General features: G+C 44.7%; 16 protein-coding genes. 11 read left to right on the forward strand and 5 right to left on the reverse strand.

The features are described from left to right. The first annotated feature begins 155 nt into the window (after positions 1-155). The 9 genes from P5674_RS04850 (at position 156) to P5674_RS04890 (ending at position 9,965) form a co-directional block, all read left to right on the forward strand. On the forward strand, positions 156-653 hold the full coding sequence (locus P5674_RS04850; RefSeq protein WP_006616708.1) for a phage tail protein: 498 nt from the start codon (positions 156-158) through the stop codon (positions 651-653). A 13-nt stretch (positions 654-666) separates the two neighbouring features. Further along, entirely contained in the window at positions 667-1,170 is a 504-nt protein-coding gene (locus tag P5674_RS04855; RefSeq protein ID WP_006616707.1) for a phage tail protein, read from the forward strand. A gap of 77 nt (positions 1,171-1,247) precedes the next feature. Further along, entirely contained in the window at positions 1,248-1,550 is a 303-nt protein-coding gene (locus P5674_RS04860) for a hypothetical protein (protein ID WP_006616706.1), read from the forward strand. A gap of 191 nt (positions 1,551-1,741) precedes the next feature. Further along, on the forward strand, positions 1,742-2,071 hold the full coding sequence (locus tag P5674_RS04865; RefSeq protein WP_231852057.1) for a hypothetical protein: 330 nt from the start codon (positions 1,742-1,744) through the stop codon (positions 2,069-2,071). Between the two features lie 5 nt (positions 2,072-2,076). Then, positions 2,077-2,211 (forward strand): DUF6760 family protein, encoded by a 135-nt coding sequence (locus P5674_RS04870; protein ID WP_006616704.1) that lies wholly within the window; start codon positions 2,077-2,079, stop codon positions 2,209-2,211. Between the two features lie 94 nt (positions 2,212-2,305). Then, positions 2,306-4,621, forward strand: a complete 2,316-nt coding sequence (locus tag P5674_RS04875) for an eCIS core domain-containing protein (protein ID WP_231852056.1) — start codon at positions 2,306-2,308, stop codon at positions 4,619-4,621. Between the two features lie 107 nt (positions 4,622-4,728). Then, complete coding sequence (locus P5674_RS04880; RefSeq protein WP_158307582.1) at positions 4,729-5,937, forward strand: YbjN domain-containing protein; 1,209 nt, start codon at positions 4,729-4,731, stop codon at positions 5,935-5,937. 243 nt (positions 5,938-6,180) lie between these two features. Next, positions 6,181-9,132: an eCIS core domain-containing protein gene (locus tag P5674_RS04885; protein WP_315669836.1), complete on the forward strand. Its 2,952-nt coding sequence runs from the start codon at positions 6,181-6,183 to the stop codon at positions 9,130-9,132. Positions 9,133-9,551: 419 nt separating this feature from the next. Then, positions 9,552-9,965: a hypothetical protein gene (locus P5674_RS04890; protein ID WP_014277538.1), complete on the forward strand. Its 414-nt coding sequence runs from the start codon at positions 9,552-9,554 to the stop codon at positions 9,963-9,965. Between the two features lie 39 nt (positions 9,966-10,004). Here the strand turns inward: P5674_RS04890 and P5674_RS04895 are convergent, their stop codons facing one another. The 3 genes from P5674_RS04895 to P5674_RS04905 all read right to left on the reverse strand — a co-directional run bounded on the left by P5674_RS04895 (position 10,005) and on the right by P5674_RS04905 (position 11,790). Then, on the reverse strand, positions 10,005-10,292 hold the full coding sequence (locus P5674_RS04895; protein ID WP_014277537.1) for a DUF2288 domain-containing protein: 288 nt from the start codon (positions 10,290-10,292) through the stop codon (positions 10,005-10,007). 29 nt (positions 10,293-10,321) lie between these two features. After that, entirely contained in the window at positions 10,322-10,960 is a 639-nt protein-coding gene (locus P5674_RS04900) for a lysophospholipid acyltransferase family protein (RefSeq protein WP_062946047.1), read from the reverse strand. Between the two features lie 71 nt (positions 10,961-11,031). Further along, complete coding sequence (locus tag P5674_RS04905; protein WP_014277535.1) at positions 11,032-11,790, reverse strand: DsbA family protein; 759 nt, start codon at positions 11,788-11,790, stop codon at positions 11,032-11,034. Positions 11,791-11,835: 45 nt separating this feature from the next. Here P5674_RS04905 and P5674_RS04910 point away from each other — a divergent pair, with 45 nt between their 5' ends. Continuing rightward, complete coding sequence (locus P5674_RS04910; RefSeq protein ID WP_286167381.1) at positions 11,836-12,657, forward strand: arginyl-tRNA synthetase; 822 nt, start codon at positions 11,836-11,838, stop codon at positions 12,655-12,657. Positions 12,658-12,723: 66 nt separating this feature from the next. Beyond that, on the forward strand, positions 12,724-13,131 hold the full coding sequence (locus P5674_RS04915) for a thiol-disulfide oxidoreductase DCC family protein (RefSeq protein ID WP_014277534.1): 408 nt from the start codon (positions 12,724-12,726) through the stop codon (positions 13,129-13,131). Here P5674_RS04915 and P5674_RS04920 read toward each other — a convergent pair. Both P5674_RS04920 and P5674_RS04925 read right to left on the reverse strand, forming a co-directional pair. After that, the gene (locus P5674_RS04920) at positions 13,128-14,558 is read right to left on the reverse strand and encodes a DUF4335 domain-containing protein (protein WP_014277533.1); all 1,431 of its coding nucleotides are present in this window, start codon (positions 14,556-14,558) and stop codon (positions 13,128-13,130) included. The genes P5674_RS04915 and P5674_RS04920 overlap by 4 nt on opposite strands. A 13-nt stretch (positions 14,559-14,571) precedes the next feature. Beyond that, positions 14,572-15,168: a DUF3038 domain-containing protein gene (locus tag P5674_RS04925; protein ID WP_234933518.1), complete on the reverse strand. Its 597-nt coding sequence runs from the start codon at positions 15,166-15,168 to the stop codon at positions 14,572-14,574. Between the last annotated feature and the right edge of the window lie 151 nt (positions 15,169-15,319).

Here is a 15,319-nt window from a genome sequence, read left to right on the forward strand (position 1 = left end):
CCCTGAAAGAAGGGCGGGTCCAGAATTGGCTGGTTTTCCCGTCCCCTGAAAGAAGAAGGGCGGGTGCAGGTAGTTGGCTGGTTTTCCCGTGGCGGATCTAGCACCCGCCCCTACAAGACCTTCAAATCGCTTATCAGTTAGGAGAGATTTAAATTATGGCTTATGAATATTTGACTTCTGCGCGGTTTTACTTTGAATTTGGCAATAATACTCGTTTGCTGATTTCCAAAGTGAGTGGAATTTCTATTAGTATCGACCCGGCGGCAGAGGGACAGTCTATCGGTTCGGGAAAAGACGTTAGAAGCGCAACTCAAATTACCCCAGCATCGGTGACTTTTGAAAATATGACTCTGGAGTTTATCACTACCGCTGAAAATGATGCCCTGGTAAAATGGTATCTCGACTGTCATCCGCCGGCGATGCTTGGTGGTAAAACTGATGCGATCGCCAAGGTGAGTGATGCTTCCTTGGTACTTTACAAACAGGATGGCTCGGAGGGGGCTCGTTGGAATTTGAGGGACTGTCTCCCCGCTAAATATACAACCACCCAAGCTAGTTCCGATTCAACGGATCTGTTTAAGGAAACCATTGAAATTAGCCATTCCGGGTTGCAGAAAGTAGCAACTTTGGGAACAAGTGTAGTGTTTAGTTAGGGTAGCGATTGGCATGATTGGTGATTTAATTAACCAAAAACATCATCTCTATGAAGTTCTGACCGCCTGCCGTTTTTATGTGGCTTTGCATTTGGACGGCAGCCGGGATGATGTGGATGGCTACTTTATGGAGTGCCGAGGGTTCAAATATTCCCAGACTGTCATTACCCACAATGAGGTCTTCCCAAAAAGGTGGGGAAAGGCGACTCGAGGTCAGGTGATTTGCACTAAACTTCCGGGTAACAACAGTGTTGATAATTTTTCTCTGCGTCGGGGACTAACGGCTTCCACTACACTGTGGGATTGGATCGCGACTGTCCATGATGGCGGTTGGGTATCTAAGTTTAAAAATGGTTTTTTGACCATTTACCGTCAGGATAGTTCGGAAGGGGCGCGGTTTGCTTTTAGTGGCGGCTGGCCGGTTAGTTATAGCATCACCGATAATATGGCATCGGGAAGCGATTTAGCCGTTGAGGAGTTGGAAATTGCTTGCGAAGGGTTTGAACGTATCTTGTGACGTACTCGCCGCGCTGGGCGCGAGGTAGTTACACGGGACTTTAAAGCCCGATTCTTTTGCTAAGGCACGATTAAACGATGCAAACGGAGTTTGAGTTTATTTTACCCAAGGGGTATTTGGACCCGGAAGGGAACCTGCACCAACAGGGGGTGATGCGACTGTCGCGGGCGATCGATGAGATTATCCCGCTGCGCGATCCTCGTGTACAGATGAATCCCGCCTATGCAACTGTGATTATCCTGGCCAGGGTGATTACTGAACTCGGTAGTTTACAGGAAGTGTCCACGGCGGTGATTGAGAATATGTTTGCGGTAGATTTGGCTTATCTGCAAGATTTCTACCGGGAAATTAACGGCTTGGTCAAGTCGGACTCTGATTAATTAAAGTTGGGCGCGTTTTTAGAGCGACGATAGGAAATTGACATCCTCCGTGGCTTTTAGGCGGGGGGGTTCCTAGTAGGAGCCTATTCTGCTAAAGCGGGTGCGCCAGTGTCCCCAGTGTTTAATTAAGGCCTATCTAGCACCGGCTGCTACAAAACTCTCTAGTCCCTAATCTAATGTTGTCGGAAAACTTGCCACAGACCCAATTTTGCTTTACCCTCCCCGTTGGATTGTTGGACGGGGAGGGAACTTTGCATCGAGAGGTAATCATGCGATCGCTGACAGGGTGGGATGAACTTTTCCGAGAAAGAGATCTGCGGGTGAGGGAAAATCCAGCCTATGGAGTTTTGGTGATGCTGTCGCGATCCATTGTCCAGTTGGGGGAGATTTCTGTGGTGGGACCGGATATCTTGGAGGGATTGTTTTTAGCGGATTTGGACTATTTACAGGGGGTATATAATCAGATTAATCCACCAGAGGCGGGGATTTCTCTGGCGGGGGAGTTGCGGGCTACCCCCTAGAGGATTTGTATCGGGAGGTAGCCTTTATTGCTTTTTATTTCCACTGGTCTCGGGCTGATATTCTTAATCTCGAACATGGAGAACGACAACGCTGGATCGGGGAAATTGCGGATTTGGTTCGGGGAGAATTGGGAGAATAATTCCGTTTTGATTTAAAATTAAGGTGCGATCGCCTTTTTGATGATGATTAATTAAATTTAGAGCAATCAGATCAAGCTAATCGGAGGGCTTCTGATGAGAATACAACGTAGAAAGAAAGGTTCACCCGAAGTATCAATTGGCTCTGCACCGATGCAAGCACAGTTTCAGTCTCGACCGTTTCAGGATGCGAATTTTGCGCCGCCAGACCAGGAGGTGGCATCGCCAGAAATGCAGTTTCAGCAGGAGTCCTCTGGGTTCGATTTAGCTAATATCCCGGTTTTTGCTAATACGAAGCGATCGCCAGAACCGATACAACGGACGGAGGATGATGATATCCAGATGAAAGGGGAACCCAACGCGCCAATGCAGAGGGTGTTTCAGACTTTAGCCCAAAGGGATAACCCGACGAATGGGACACCGCAGCAGCCGATTCAAGCTAAACTGACGGTGGGGGCGGTAGGGGATAAATACGAACAGGAAGCGGACCGGGTGGCGGATGTAGTTGTAGACCAGATTCAATCTCCCCCCACGCACCCGGAGGTTCAGAAACAGGAAGCAGAAGGAGGCCAGGAACAACCACAGTTGCTGAGGACTCCGAGGATTTCTCAGTTGCAGAAAAAAGAAGAGCTATCAAATACCCTACAGCGAGAGTCTGATGAGGAGGAATTTGATGATGATGGTGATGTACAGATGAAGCCACAGACAGCGAGTGCGGGTGGGGAAGTTTCGGCAGATTTAGAGTCATCAATTCAACGAGAAAAGGGTGGTGGTGAACCCTTAGATGAGCATTTACAGTCTCAAATGGGACAGGCGATGGGGGCAGATTTTAGGGGTGTGAGGATTCATGATAATTCCCAAGCGAGTCAATTGAATCAATCCATCCAAGCGAAGGCATTTACGACGGGTCAAGATATCTTTTTTAAACAGGGAGAGTATCAGCCGGAGAGTCGGGGCGGACAAAAGCTAATAGCCCACGAGTTGACCCATGTGGTGCAGCAAGGTTCGGGGTCGGGTGTCAGAAAAATTAACCGACAAAATTCCCCGCAATTTTTTCCTGTCGGTAGGGTTTCCGAAGCCAAAATTCAACGTGAAGGAGAAGATCCGAAAAAAATTAAACAGGATGCAGAGCTCTATGTGAGCAAAAATATGCCCAAAATTTACGGGGATAAATTGCCGAGTAGAACCGAGGTACAAACGTCTCTAAATGTCGGTCAGGAGGCGGGAGGAGAACTCGAAAAATTACTGTCTAAAAATCCGGAATTGTCTCAGGTTGTAACGGAACTCTACCAGAAAGAGTCGGCAGCAGAGGAAGCGCCACCGAAACAATCTAAATTTGAAATTGTCTCCCAAGAAGCCAAAGCACAACTGCCAAAAAACTCGGATTTAGTACCAAAGCAACAGGAGCAAGCCAACCAGAAAATTCAGGATGTTAGTTCAAAAAATAAGCGAACCAAAATCGAGGGGGCAGCATACACTGCGGGAGAAGTCTTGAATACGGCTGTTGGTGGGGCTGCTAAGGTGCTTAATGCAGTGAGTCCAGTCGTGAGTATCGTTGCCCAAATTGCCAGTATAGCCGGAGTCTTCTTTGCTGCCATTACATCGGTAATTGATGCCTGTGCAATGGCGAAATCAATTCAGACCAAAAACTCTTTGAAAGAGTTGCTGCATGAAACTAAAAGTCAAAATCCGGGGTTCAAACAGTACAATCCCGATGTCGTCAATGCCGTGGAGTATGCGATCGATCAAAAATATGAAAAAAGTGGCAGAAGAGCTCTGGCTTTTAGTTCTGGATTAGCTAGTATTGGAGGAGGAATTATCGGTTTAGTTCTGGCTTCCAACCCAATTGGATGGGCAATTGGTGCCGCGTTAGCCGCCTTGGGGGGACTGGGCGCAGTGGGATTGCTGCTGTACAAAATTGGTCATTGGTTTAGGAAACGGAGAGGGGGTATTCTAGGTAAAAAACGGAATGAAATCGCGACGCTGCTTTATGAAAAATTGCGGGCGGGCGATGCTTTGGCTGAAAAAGCGCTACAGAAGTTAGGTTTACCTGTAGAAGCGATGCAACAAGCGAAAGAAGGAGTCCTGAAATCGGACAAATTAGAATATGATTATCGTCAAGCACAGATGCAGGCAATTAAGAAATACTTGAACATCAAGGATATTGAACGTCTGGGCTTAGAAGCGGAAAATATGATGGAAATATACGGCGATATATACAATCAAATATTGGAAAAAAAGAAAGACAAAAAAACCGCCGAGAAAAGAAATAAAGAGTTCACAAAATCGGACAAAAAGATGAAAAAACAATCAGACCGCCTGGAAAATAAACAGAAAAAAAATAAAGCCTTAGAAGATAAATTAAAAAATCATATGGTCGAACAAATTGCGCGAAAACTCGGGTCTTCCTGAGACGGTCGATTGTTGCGTGTCGGTATGGAGTTGATAGGGGAAAAGTGAAAATATCCGATGCCTCACGATAGGATTAAATGATCGGAACAGTTGAAAGGAGAAAACAATTGACTGAAAATTTAGTTTTTCCTGTTGAACGAAAATTTGTAATGCAAGGAATTGACGAACAATTCATTGATTTAGATGCAGAGTACCTGCGCTTACTCGGTTCCGAAAGGCAAGTGACCGCACTGCAATTGACGGCAAAAGTGGGGAGTTTAACTTATCAAAAAATTCTTCAAGATCGCTTATTTTATATCACGCCAGAAGTATTAGAGGGTTGGCATGAGGCGATCAATTTAGTGTCATCTGGGGACGTTCAAATTACCCTATTGTTATCTCCTGTGTTATTAAAAAGGCTAATTCAAGCGGGGGACGATCCGCAACACATTGTCAGTCGATTTTGGGAATGGTGCGATCGCCAAAATGGATCGGAAATGGGTCGGACTGAGAGTTGGTTTGCTTTGCGGATAGTCAACTATAGAACTTTATGGGATTTTGTGGGGTGGTCAGATATTTTTTTGGGCCAAGATTTTCAAGAAGTTACCTTAAATAGTATAGTCCAATTTTTGAGCTTTTTGCAATCCAACCAATCCGAAACTTTGTCTCCCGACAAACAACAATTTCTGTCGGAACAAGCGTCCGTAATTATCGACAGTTTGAGTGAAATAAAGCCAAAAATTTCCCCCGAATACATCGATGAATTTGACCTACTAAATTTGTTGGAAAATCTGATCAATTCGGTCAACGTTATTTTAGAAAATTTGGTCAAAAATTTACCGGAAAAATCCCCCATCTCCTACACAGAGAAAAAACAACAGTCCGAAAGTTTGACTGATATGGTGATTAATTGGTTTGAAGAAGAAGGGATTAAGTGGGCAAAAATCCCCCCCAAAGAAAATATTTTGTTTTTCAAAATTGACGGTCAAACACGAGGGTGGATCTGCGAAGCAAAAGTCAGAGAAGAAGAACAACAAGTTATTTTTTACTCGATTTTAGTGGCTAAAGTACCCGAGTCAAAAATTCCTCAAGTTGCCGAATTTATTTGCCGAGCAAACTATGGACTCTGCATCGGCAATTTTGAAATGGACTTTGGCGACGGTGAAATTCGATATAAAACGAGTATTGATGTCGAAGGTGGATCGTTGAGCCGGCATCAAATTCACTCATTGATCTACACCAATGTTGAGACGGTAGAGCGATATTTTTCGGGCCTGATGATGGTGATGGAAGGTCATCAATTTCCGCCAGAAGCCATCCGTCAAATCGAACCATAATAAATAAATTTTTTGAAAAGGGTCAATTTTTTGTGAGTGTTTTGATGGTTTAATTGCCGGTTGTTGCCGTCCTTGCATCAAAAATTACATTTATTGACATCAACCGGTCAATTTTTGAGTTATAATAAAAACGCGATCGCTCAGACTCTAATTTCTGAAGTGAGTTGAATTCAGTCCCAGCCAACAATTCAGGTTTATTAAAGTTTTGTATACAAATCAGCTCTAAGTTAGGAGGACATACTGATGAAAATCCAACGCCGGAAAAAACGCCACAATGAAGCGAAAGGCAATGCAGTTCCTGTCCAGGCACAGTTTCAGTCTCGACCGTTTCAGGATGCGAATTTTGCAGGGCGAGACCAGGAGCTGACACGGCCAGAAATGCAGTTTCAGCAGGAGTCCTCTGGGTTCGATTTAGCTAATATCCCGGTTTTTGCTAATACGAAGCGATCGCCAGAACCGATACAACGGACGGAGGATGATGATATCCAGATGAAAGGGGAACCCAACGCGCCAATGCAGAGGGTGTTTCAGACTTTAGCCCAAAGGGATAACCCGACGAATGGGACACCGCAGCAGCCGATTCAAGCTAAACTGACGGTGGGGGCGGTAGGGGATAAATACGAACAGGAAGCGGACCGGGTGGCGGATGTAGTTGTAGACCAGATTCAATCTCCCCCCACGCACCCGGAGGTTCAGAAACAGGAAGCAGAAGGAGGCCAGGAACAACCACAGTTGCTGAGGACTCCGAGGATTTCTCAGTTGCAGAAAAAAGAAGAGCTATCAAATACCCTACAGCGAGAGTCTGATGAGGAGGAATTTGATGATGATGGTGATGTACAGATGAAGCCACAGACAGCGAGTGCGGGTGGGGAAGTTTCGGCAGATTTAGAGTCATCAATTCAACGAGAAAAGGGTGGTGGTGAACCCTTAGATGAGCATTTACAGTCTCAAATGGGACAGGCGATGGGGGCAGATTTTAGGGGTGTGAGGATTCATGATAATTCCCAAGCGAGTCAATTGAATCAATCCATCCAAGCGAAGGCATTTACGACGGGTCAAGATATCTTTTTCAAACAGGGAGAGTATCGGCCGGAGAGTCGGGGCGGACAAAAGCTCATCGCCCACGAGTTGACCCATGTGGTGCAGCAGGGTGGGAGTCAAATTCAGTCTAAAAAAGACGACAATTCAACCGTCGCTACTGGGGGCTTACTCACGCTACAAAGGAAAACATATACAGTCAAAGATCAAGCTCATGCCAGAGATGAAAATGATAAGAGTAAAGAAACATATAATCCTGGGGATTTGGTCGAAATTAGTGATGATGAAACTCAGCACAAGATCGATCCGGCTGGCAACAATAAATGGTATCGAATTAAAGATAGTAAACCTCCTTGTTATATTCGGGCAACTCGATTGCAGTTGTATGGAACTTATATCTCCGCCAATAAACGTGTCAATAGCAATGATGATGCTTTAAAATCACAAAAAGATAATATCGAAAAAATCAACGAATTGACAAAAATTAAAAATCGAGACTATAAAAACAAAAAAGGTGAAACAGTATGGCAAGATATGAATCTAGCAAAGCAAATCGACTTGGGCAAAGGTTTTCTGACAGATGATATCGTTAAAGTGATACAAGAGTTGAGTCAAATTCCCAAAGGAAAAACCTACTTATCTCAAAATGGTTTTCTCACCCAGGAAGAGTTAGAAAAGGTGGCAGAAGAAAAACGAGTGATCAAAGATTGGGAAAGATATGAAGAACATGACTTTGTCCGACTGAGTGCGAGAATTTTGCCTGATGTTCGTGGAGAGGCAGTATTGAGTCCAATTCACCATCTGCAAATTGCGACATATCAGCGAGATTTAGGAATTAAGGATGAAAAATTTCGTCAAACCCCAGGATATTTGCGTCATGAAGCGAAGGAGATGAAGAAAGCTAAAGAAGAGTACGAGAAAGCTGCAAAAACCGATCCCAATAGTGAAGATACCAAGAAGAAAAAGGAAAACTATGAAGCAGTGAAGAAAGGTATCTATGATAAAGATACTGAAATGTGGGAAAAAACTCTAAATAATGATTTGACAACTATACCAGAGTCAAATCAAAAGATCGCCAAAAAATATCAGGAACAAACGGATTCAGCCATTGCCATTCTGAAACGAGTTTTTATTGTTCTTCAGCATGGATTAATGTACCGTGATGACCAAGACAAACCCAAGTTTGAGGAATGGCAAGAGAACGTTGCAGTGGCACTCTCCCACGGCGGTCGTGTCATGATCAATTTGCCCCCTCTTGGAGGCACTGAAAAACAGCATGAGTTTATTTATTGGCTGCTGGGTGGCACAGTCCAAAAGGATAAACCGAAATCACATGATCACAAAGATGTAGACACATCCAGTGACTATTACCGAGCACAGGTCGATACTCGAATTGCTTCTAGTCACGACGTAGAGGTTACTAAAAATTCATTGAAGGAGCTCAAGGGTGATACCCTTGATATAGTGGGTACCATCAAACATTATGGCATGGATATACCGTTGGGGGGACTGGGCAATGAAGATATGGCGGGTGATGTGATCCTACCAGATGGCAGACACGGTCATATGTACATATATTACAGACCTCCAAGCAGCAAAGAACCTGGCAGCGTACTAATTGGTGCTGAAACTTCCAGAATGGCTCATACAGATGTGTTTGGTATGTATCATGATCAGAGGGGCGCTCCGGCTGAGGTGTCTTCTACCGGGACCAGTAAAGCCGGAAGGATCGGTGCGGAATTTGGCGGTCGGGTCGTTGACTATACGACCCTGAGTCAGGATGGTAAGAGCCTAACAGTTAAAGATCCTAAGTGGTTAGAAGAGCTTAAGGAAGCGGAAAAAAATGTGCAGCAAGGTATCATTACATCTAAAGAGTTGTTGGGTAAAAAAATCAAGGAAGACGAGCGAAAATTATTGTTTGGAGAAAAATCAATTGACCAATCCAAAAAGATGAAACAATATAGAGTCAAGGATAAAGCTCATGCCAGAGATGAAGAGGGTCATAAGAAAGAAGAATATAAGCCTGGCGCTGTAGTCAAAATTAGTGATGATACAACCCAGCCCCAGTTTGCAAAAAATGGGAAAAACAGATGGTATCGAATTAAAGATAGTCAACCTCCTCGTTATATTCGGGAAGCTCGATTGCATTGGGACTGAAACTTCCAGAATTGCTCATATAGATGTGTTGGGTATGTATCGCGATATCAGGAACGCGGTAAATTGAAAGAAATCAAGTCTGTATTTGTACTTGATGCAATTGTCAAATGAGGAGCCATGCTGAAACGTTTCATCTCAATTCGATATGTCCTCCCCTGATTAATTGTCCGACTCCGGATTGGCTCGAACCATCACGTCGATGCTGTTGGAACTGATAGGCCGCACTTTCGTGGTGATGTCGAGTTCCGGCAGTTGTGGGGCGTTGGGTTTCTGGGATTTCTTCGTGCTCGCCGGTTTGCGGGATTGACCTTTGGCTGTTCCGAATTGCGATCGCGTGGTTTTCGCGGATTTTCCGGTGATAAAAATGCCCAAGGAGAAGGGCAAAAAGAAAAACCGATGTATGCAAGGGATTGAAGCAAGTGGACGAAGCAAGCGGCGGTGTCTCTGTCTCACGGAGGCAGGGTGAATATTGTTTTACCGCTAAGTTAAAAGGAGCGGTTTTGATTGGAGGAGAAACTTCGGAAATGGGTAAGAGAGATGTTTTTGGTAAGCTACATAATGCCTCGGGTACGAGTGCAGAATTTTCCCCAACTGGGACAGGTAAAGCGGCGAGAATTGGCAGTGAAATTGGTGGGATGAGAGTCGATCTATCAGGATTTAAGTCTCAAGCTGATATTGTTAGTATGTTTGAAGGTGCGATCGCCAGAGGTGTAGAACCTGGACAGCTTGTTGGGGAGTCCAAGCCAGAAGTTCGGGAGGCTTTGTTTGAATTGGGGCTAAACAAAAGAAGATTGGCTATCAGCGAGAAGGAGAATATTCCCGAAAACCCATAAGTTTAAGGTGGTGGTGGGATGGCGAGGGTATGAATGATTTTAGGCTTCCTGTACCAAAACAAAGGGTTGGATAATTAGGGCATTAAATTGTTTAGTCTGATCGCCATTCCAATCGGAGATTTGCTGGGGAGAAGGTTTATAAATCTGTTGTTCACTAATCCAGCGCTGAACGTCAGTAACATGGTCCTCGCTAATGGCGACACCGACATCTAGTAAATCCAATTGGCGATCGACTACGACGACTGCATCTCGTTGTACATGGGGAATTAACCATTCCCACTGTGCTTGATCAATGTTGGCGGCTAATTGTGCTTTTAATTCTTCCATGATTTGATTAGTTGTTGTACTGCGAAAACTCAGCGCCCTAAATCGTGCATAGCATTAATTATTTGGGCGCAATTATGAGCGATCGCCTCTAGTTCCTCCCGCTTACTGGACTTGGGGGGGTCCATAGGTTCACCAATTCTCACGGTGACGGGAACTGGTCTGGGTAAAGCAGAGCCTTTGTTAAAAATAGCATGAGTTCCCCAGAGACAGACAGGAATTAGGGGAACCTGTGCTTTGGCTGCAATTAATGACGCGCCCAATTTCGGGTCTGTGATGCGACCGTCGGAGGTGCGAGTTCCCTGCAAAAATACACCAGTGGCCCAACCTTCCTCTAGGGAATTGAGAGCGGCTCGGATCGCATTGCGATCGCCAGCACCCCGTTTAACTGGATAAGCGCCATATAGGGAAATGGCCTGTTTGAGGACGGGAACCTTAAAGAGTTCCTCTTTAGCCATAAATGCTACGGGTCGCCTGACGCAGTTGGACAGCATTGGGGGGTCAAAATCACTAGCATGATTACTAACTACGACAATGGGTCCGGTTTGGGGCATCCGTTCGGCATTATAAATGCGACCACGAAAATAGACATGGAGCATGGGGCTAACCACAGACCACTTAAACAGGTGGTAGAGGACTAAACTTTCGAGTGGTTCACGGTTTTTGACCACGGAAACTTGAGTGAGTAAGGGTGGAAACTGTGATCTAGCCTATCAGGTTTTGGCAGCAGTGGAGTTAAAAGTTATTCGCGAGCGATGACCTCTGCGAGGGTTTCTTCGAGGGTTGACAGGTCTACAGCCCCAGATAGGGTTTCCCCATTCATGACAAAAAACGGGGTCCCAGAAATGCCTAGAACGCTGGCTAATTGCATATCCTGTTCAATGGCGGCGATCGCTCCATCACTGTTGCGATCGCGGTTAAATTGTTCTAAATCTAAACCTAGGGAAATGGCGATCGCCTCATATAGTGCCTCTCCTAGGTCATCCTGACCCTCAAAAAGAGCGTTTTGATATTCCCAGAATTTACCTTGTTGTTGCGCCGCCCAGGCGGCTTTAGCAGCCGGTAAGGCTTGGGCGTGAATTTGACTGAGGGGGAGATGCTTAAACACGAGAGTAACCTGGTCTTGGTGTCTGTCCATAAACTCTTTAATGGTTCCGTGGGCGCGACGACAGAAGGGACACTGAAAATCAGAAAACTCTACCAAAACAATTTCCGCATCCGCTGCGCCAAACGTGGGAGAATCACCAATAATCGCCCGTGGTTGGGTTTTCATTTGTTGTAAAAAAGATGATCGCGCTTGGCTGAGTTGGTTTTGTTGCTGTTGCTGATAGGCTTGTACGGACTCTAATATAGCTTCGGGATTATTGCGAATTACTTGTAAAACCTGTTGTTCAAAATCTGAAGATCCGGTAACTGATGAACAGCCGTTTACTAAAATTCCTAGGGTGCAGAACATAGTCACCATGAGGGTAGGTAATCGGTGTTTAAAAGAGTTTAGCATGAGTCAAGTTTTGCTGTTTTGATGGTGGCTATTATAGCAAATTTTATGGAAAATCTGGTAATTAAGCAAAGTTTAATTAACTCCCTGGGCTATGGATTAAGGGGACTTGATGCTGATTATATAGGTTCGGTTGATATCCCTCTGGCTCGTGTTCCCAATGGTAGCCCCATTCGTTATATATCGGCGATCGCTATTAAATTGGCTGCCATCAATTCTCAATCTCCCGTGGAAATTGCTAATTTAATTGTGGCTAATCAAGCTGATAAAATGGTGGATGATGGTATAATTACCACGGTGCTACCATCGGGAATGATTCAATTTGATATTACTGATTTGGGGGTGGTAAATTGGTTGGAAAATATCCGGCTCCATGGTTTACCAATCACTGCTCATTCTCCCGATAATCAGAGTTTGGATTCCGATTTGTTCCCGGTTCAATATATCCATGCTCGTTGCTGTTCTTTGTTGCGAATGGCTCATGGCGATCGCTTAATTTCTTTGGTGGAAACAGAACCAATTGTTACCCCTTCTATATGGCAATTAGCTACCCCTAGGGATATACCTTGGTTAGATGATTCCGGGAATTTGCGGTTAGTTCATGATGCGGAAAAAATGCTGATTGGCGAGTTAATTGATGGGGTCGATTTCTGGTATTATCCACCTAGGAAGATGGATGATAAAAAGGTAGCCATGAAAATCAGCGATAAATGCGATCGCTTTTTGCGCCAATGTCGTATTTGGGGAGAGGTTAAACTTCATCACCCCCAATTATCCCAAGCTAGACTAGGATTAATTATCGTCACACAGTCGATTTTGCGATTTGCACTGCAAGAAAAGTTGGGTATCATTGCACCTATGGAGTTATAAAGATTCCCTAGTCATGTCTCCGAAAATATGCTATAATTATCAACTGTCGTCAACTGTGATTAATTGATGCTATATCATGTAATTTACGATGGAAACTGTAACCTGTGCAGTAACTTAGTGCAACTGTTGGAAAATCTCGATCGCGGTGAACGTTTTAGTTATATTCCTATGCAGGATGAGGCAAAATTAGCACAGTTAAATATTACTCCCGAAGACTGTTTAATGGGGATGATTTTGATTGACGTAAACCAGCCACAACGACGATGGCAGGGTAGTGATGCCGCCGAAGAAATCGGCAACATCTTACCAGGTGGGGAGCTATTTGTCAAGGCTTATCGAGGAATGCCGGGGCTAAAATGGGCAGGCGATCGCATTTATGAACAGGTGCGGGATAACCGCTATCAATTGTTTGGAAAACGCCCACACACCTATGAGTCTAATTATCCCAGTTGTTTGGGTAATAACCAATGCTAATTTTGGGGTTCTAAGAAAGTCTGAACCCGACCGCTGGGGTCTAAAACCACCCTGATTTTAGCGGTCTTTCCATCTTCCATAGGCGAGACAAAAGGCTCATTTGCTGATGGTAATTTAATCTGTTGTAGCCAGTTAAACGAGGCTTCACCCAAGGGAGTGATACTGTCAATAGCACCCTGGGAATTGACTTGTAAACGATACTGCAATATTCTGTTTAAATTCTTGGGAGGATACCAATTTTTTACAAAATAACTCCGTACTTCCGCCACCTGGGGAATTTCATCAAATACCGTATTATTCAGGGAACGAATAGAGGCTATCCGAGGTTCTCGTTTAGTTAGCTGTGCAATTGGTTCCGCATTTTCGCTGTCTTCTGGGATATCCTGAACTGCATAATTTTCCGGGGTATCCGTTTCGGGAACTCTAGCATTTTGCAGGGGGGGAAGGTTAATATTTTCTGGTACTGTTCCTATGTCAAATAGGGGAGTGGGAGGCGGCGCTAAGGGTGTGGGAGGGGGAGGAGTTTCTGGGCGGTTAACCGTCCCGTTAGCAGGGGTTCTATTAACGGGTTCTATCGGAATAATAATTATGCCATCTGTTTCCCGCCCTGTGTTAGTAATATTAGGGATTAATTCAGGGGAAGGGGGAGGTTGATCAAATAGGGGTGGGGGAATGGTTAAAGGTACTGTATCAACTAGGGGAAGGTCTGGCGCTACTTGTATTTCTATTTTAGGCGGCGCTGGGGGTTCATCAATGGGAAATTCTGGAAGTGGCGGCGGGATGATTTCCGCCGGAGGTATAGAAGTGGAAATTTGGGGAGTTTCTGGGGTGGAAATTAAATGGCGATCGCGACGATAATAATTGCTTAAATGGATAATTCCCGTAAATAGTCCCGTGGTAGTAATAATGATCATCAAAGTTCGTAGCCACGCGGGAGAGGTACGTTTTGGCTGACTTTCTGGGGTTAAAAAAGGTTCTATTTCCGTGATGCAATTCCGCAAGGCGGCGGCGACATCAAATAACTGTAATGCGCTTAAATGAACGAATGATTCCGCCGGACTAGGTGCTAAGTTTCCTAAAAATAAATCATGGTATAATAAGCCATCAGGCTTGATCTGGAAGTCTGAACAGGTAGTTAAGAGATTTTGCGGGTGGGGAGACTCTTCGGGAGTGGGGTCAATTTCCGACAAGGGGGAAGCCGTCAGAAAGTCGTTAATATACCTGTTGAGGCTTTCATAGAGGTTGGTTAAATTATGGCGATCGCCTTCTATGCTGATATATTGATCTTCCGAGAGACGGGGGTCATCAAAGGAAAGTTTAAACCGAAAGTTATCCCAACTCTCATGTTTCCAGCGACTCCAGAAAGAAGTATTGGCGCTAACTTCTAGGGTACAAGTGGGGGGGGTATATTGTCGGCTGATTAACATAAGATGGGGGATTTTAGGGCTGGTTTTTATTAATATTATAACCGCGTTGTCTGGTTTGCGATCGCATTAGCAGGGTTGACCAAAACCTCCCGAAACCATCAGGACTGCTATAAAATAGTAAATCAATTAGCAGTTTTTGCGCGAAGGGGATGATATCTTCTTCCGGAATGGGTCGGTTAACCGGAAACTGCTGATCATAGCCTTGGATGAATTTATCCAGGTAGTCCCGCATCAAAGAAATCTCTCGGATATCCTGATTTTGTGCTTCTAATTGTTCAATCAAAGCAATGGCGCGGCGCAGCAAGGCTTGATTTTGTCTAGCTAGATAACAGATGATTAAAACCAGCGATCGCCCCCCTTCGACCGTCAATTTTTGCGATTGCCATTTTTGGATATATTCCACATCTAAACTCAGAGTTTGTGCCGCCTTTTTTAAAGTCTCTGGTGTCACTTCAGCCAAAGACTCTAAAGCTAATATAACTAGATGCAATTCCACAGCCATACGGTCGAGTTGTGTGGCTGTTAACTCCGGCGTTTTCGGTGAATGCCAATGGGAAGGAATGCGATCGGACATAGAGTTAATCAGATGACTACAATTATTAATTATCACACATATCGTAGGGTGCGTCAGAGGGATAACCTATCGGGTAAACGGCAGATTTTGTTCAACTGACGCACCACCTCCATATCGTGGTCAAGAAACCCAGTTTCTCAGCAGAAACGGTGGGGCGGGTTTATTCATATCCTCGTGGGGAATTTGT

Source organism: Limnospira sp. PMC 289.06 (assembly GCF_032350395.1).
In the GTDB taxonomy this organism is placed as follows: Bacteria; Cyanobacteriota; Cyanobacteriia; order Cyanobacteriales; family Microcoleaceae; genus Limnospira; species Limnospira platensis.

Excerpts from the sequence above, each read along its gene's own strand:
- P5674_RS04905 (WP_014277535.1), bottom strand. The coding sequence starts at position 11,790 with ATGCTAAACTCTTTTAAACACCGATTACCTACCCTCATGGTGACTATG.
- P5674_RS04855 (WP_006616707.1), top strand. The coding sequence starts at position 667 with ATGATTGGTGATTTAATTAACCAAAAACATCATCTCTATGAAGTTCTG.
- P5674_RS04875 (WP_231852056.1), top strand. The coding sequence starts at position 2,306 with ATGAGAATACAACGTAGAAAGAAAGGTTCACCCGAAGTATCAATTGGC.
- P5674_RS04910 (WP_286167381.1), top strand. The coding sequence starts at position 11,836 with ATGGAAAATCTGGTAATTAAGCAAAGTTTAATTAACTCCCTGGGCTAT.
- P5674_RS04920 (WP_014277533.1), bottom strand. The coding sequence starts at position 14,558 with ATGTTAATCAGCCGACAATATACCCCCCCCACTTGTACCCTAGAAGTT.
- P5674_RS04885 (WP_315669836.1), top strand. The coding sequence starts at position 6,181 with ATGAAAATCCAACGCCGGAAAAAACGCCACAATGAAGCGAAAGGCAAT.
- P5674_RS04895 (WP_014277537.1), bottom strand. The coding sequence starts at position 10,292 with ATGGAAGAATTAAAAGCACAATTAGCCGCCAACATTGATCAAGCACAG.
- P5674_RS04850 (WP_006616708.1), top strand. The coding sequence starts at position 156 with ATGGCTTATGAATATTTGACTTCTGCGCGGTTTTACTTTGAATTTGGC.
- P5674_RS04915 (WP_014277534.1), top strand. The coding sequence starts at position 12,724 with ATGCTATATCATGTAATTTACGATGGAAACTGTAACCTGTGCAGTAAC.
- P5674_RS04860 (WP_006616706.1), top strand. The coding sequence starts at position 1,248 with ATGCAAACGGAGTTTGAGTTTATTTTACCCAAGGGGTATTTGGACCCG.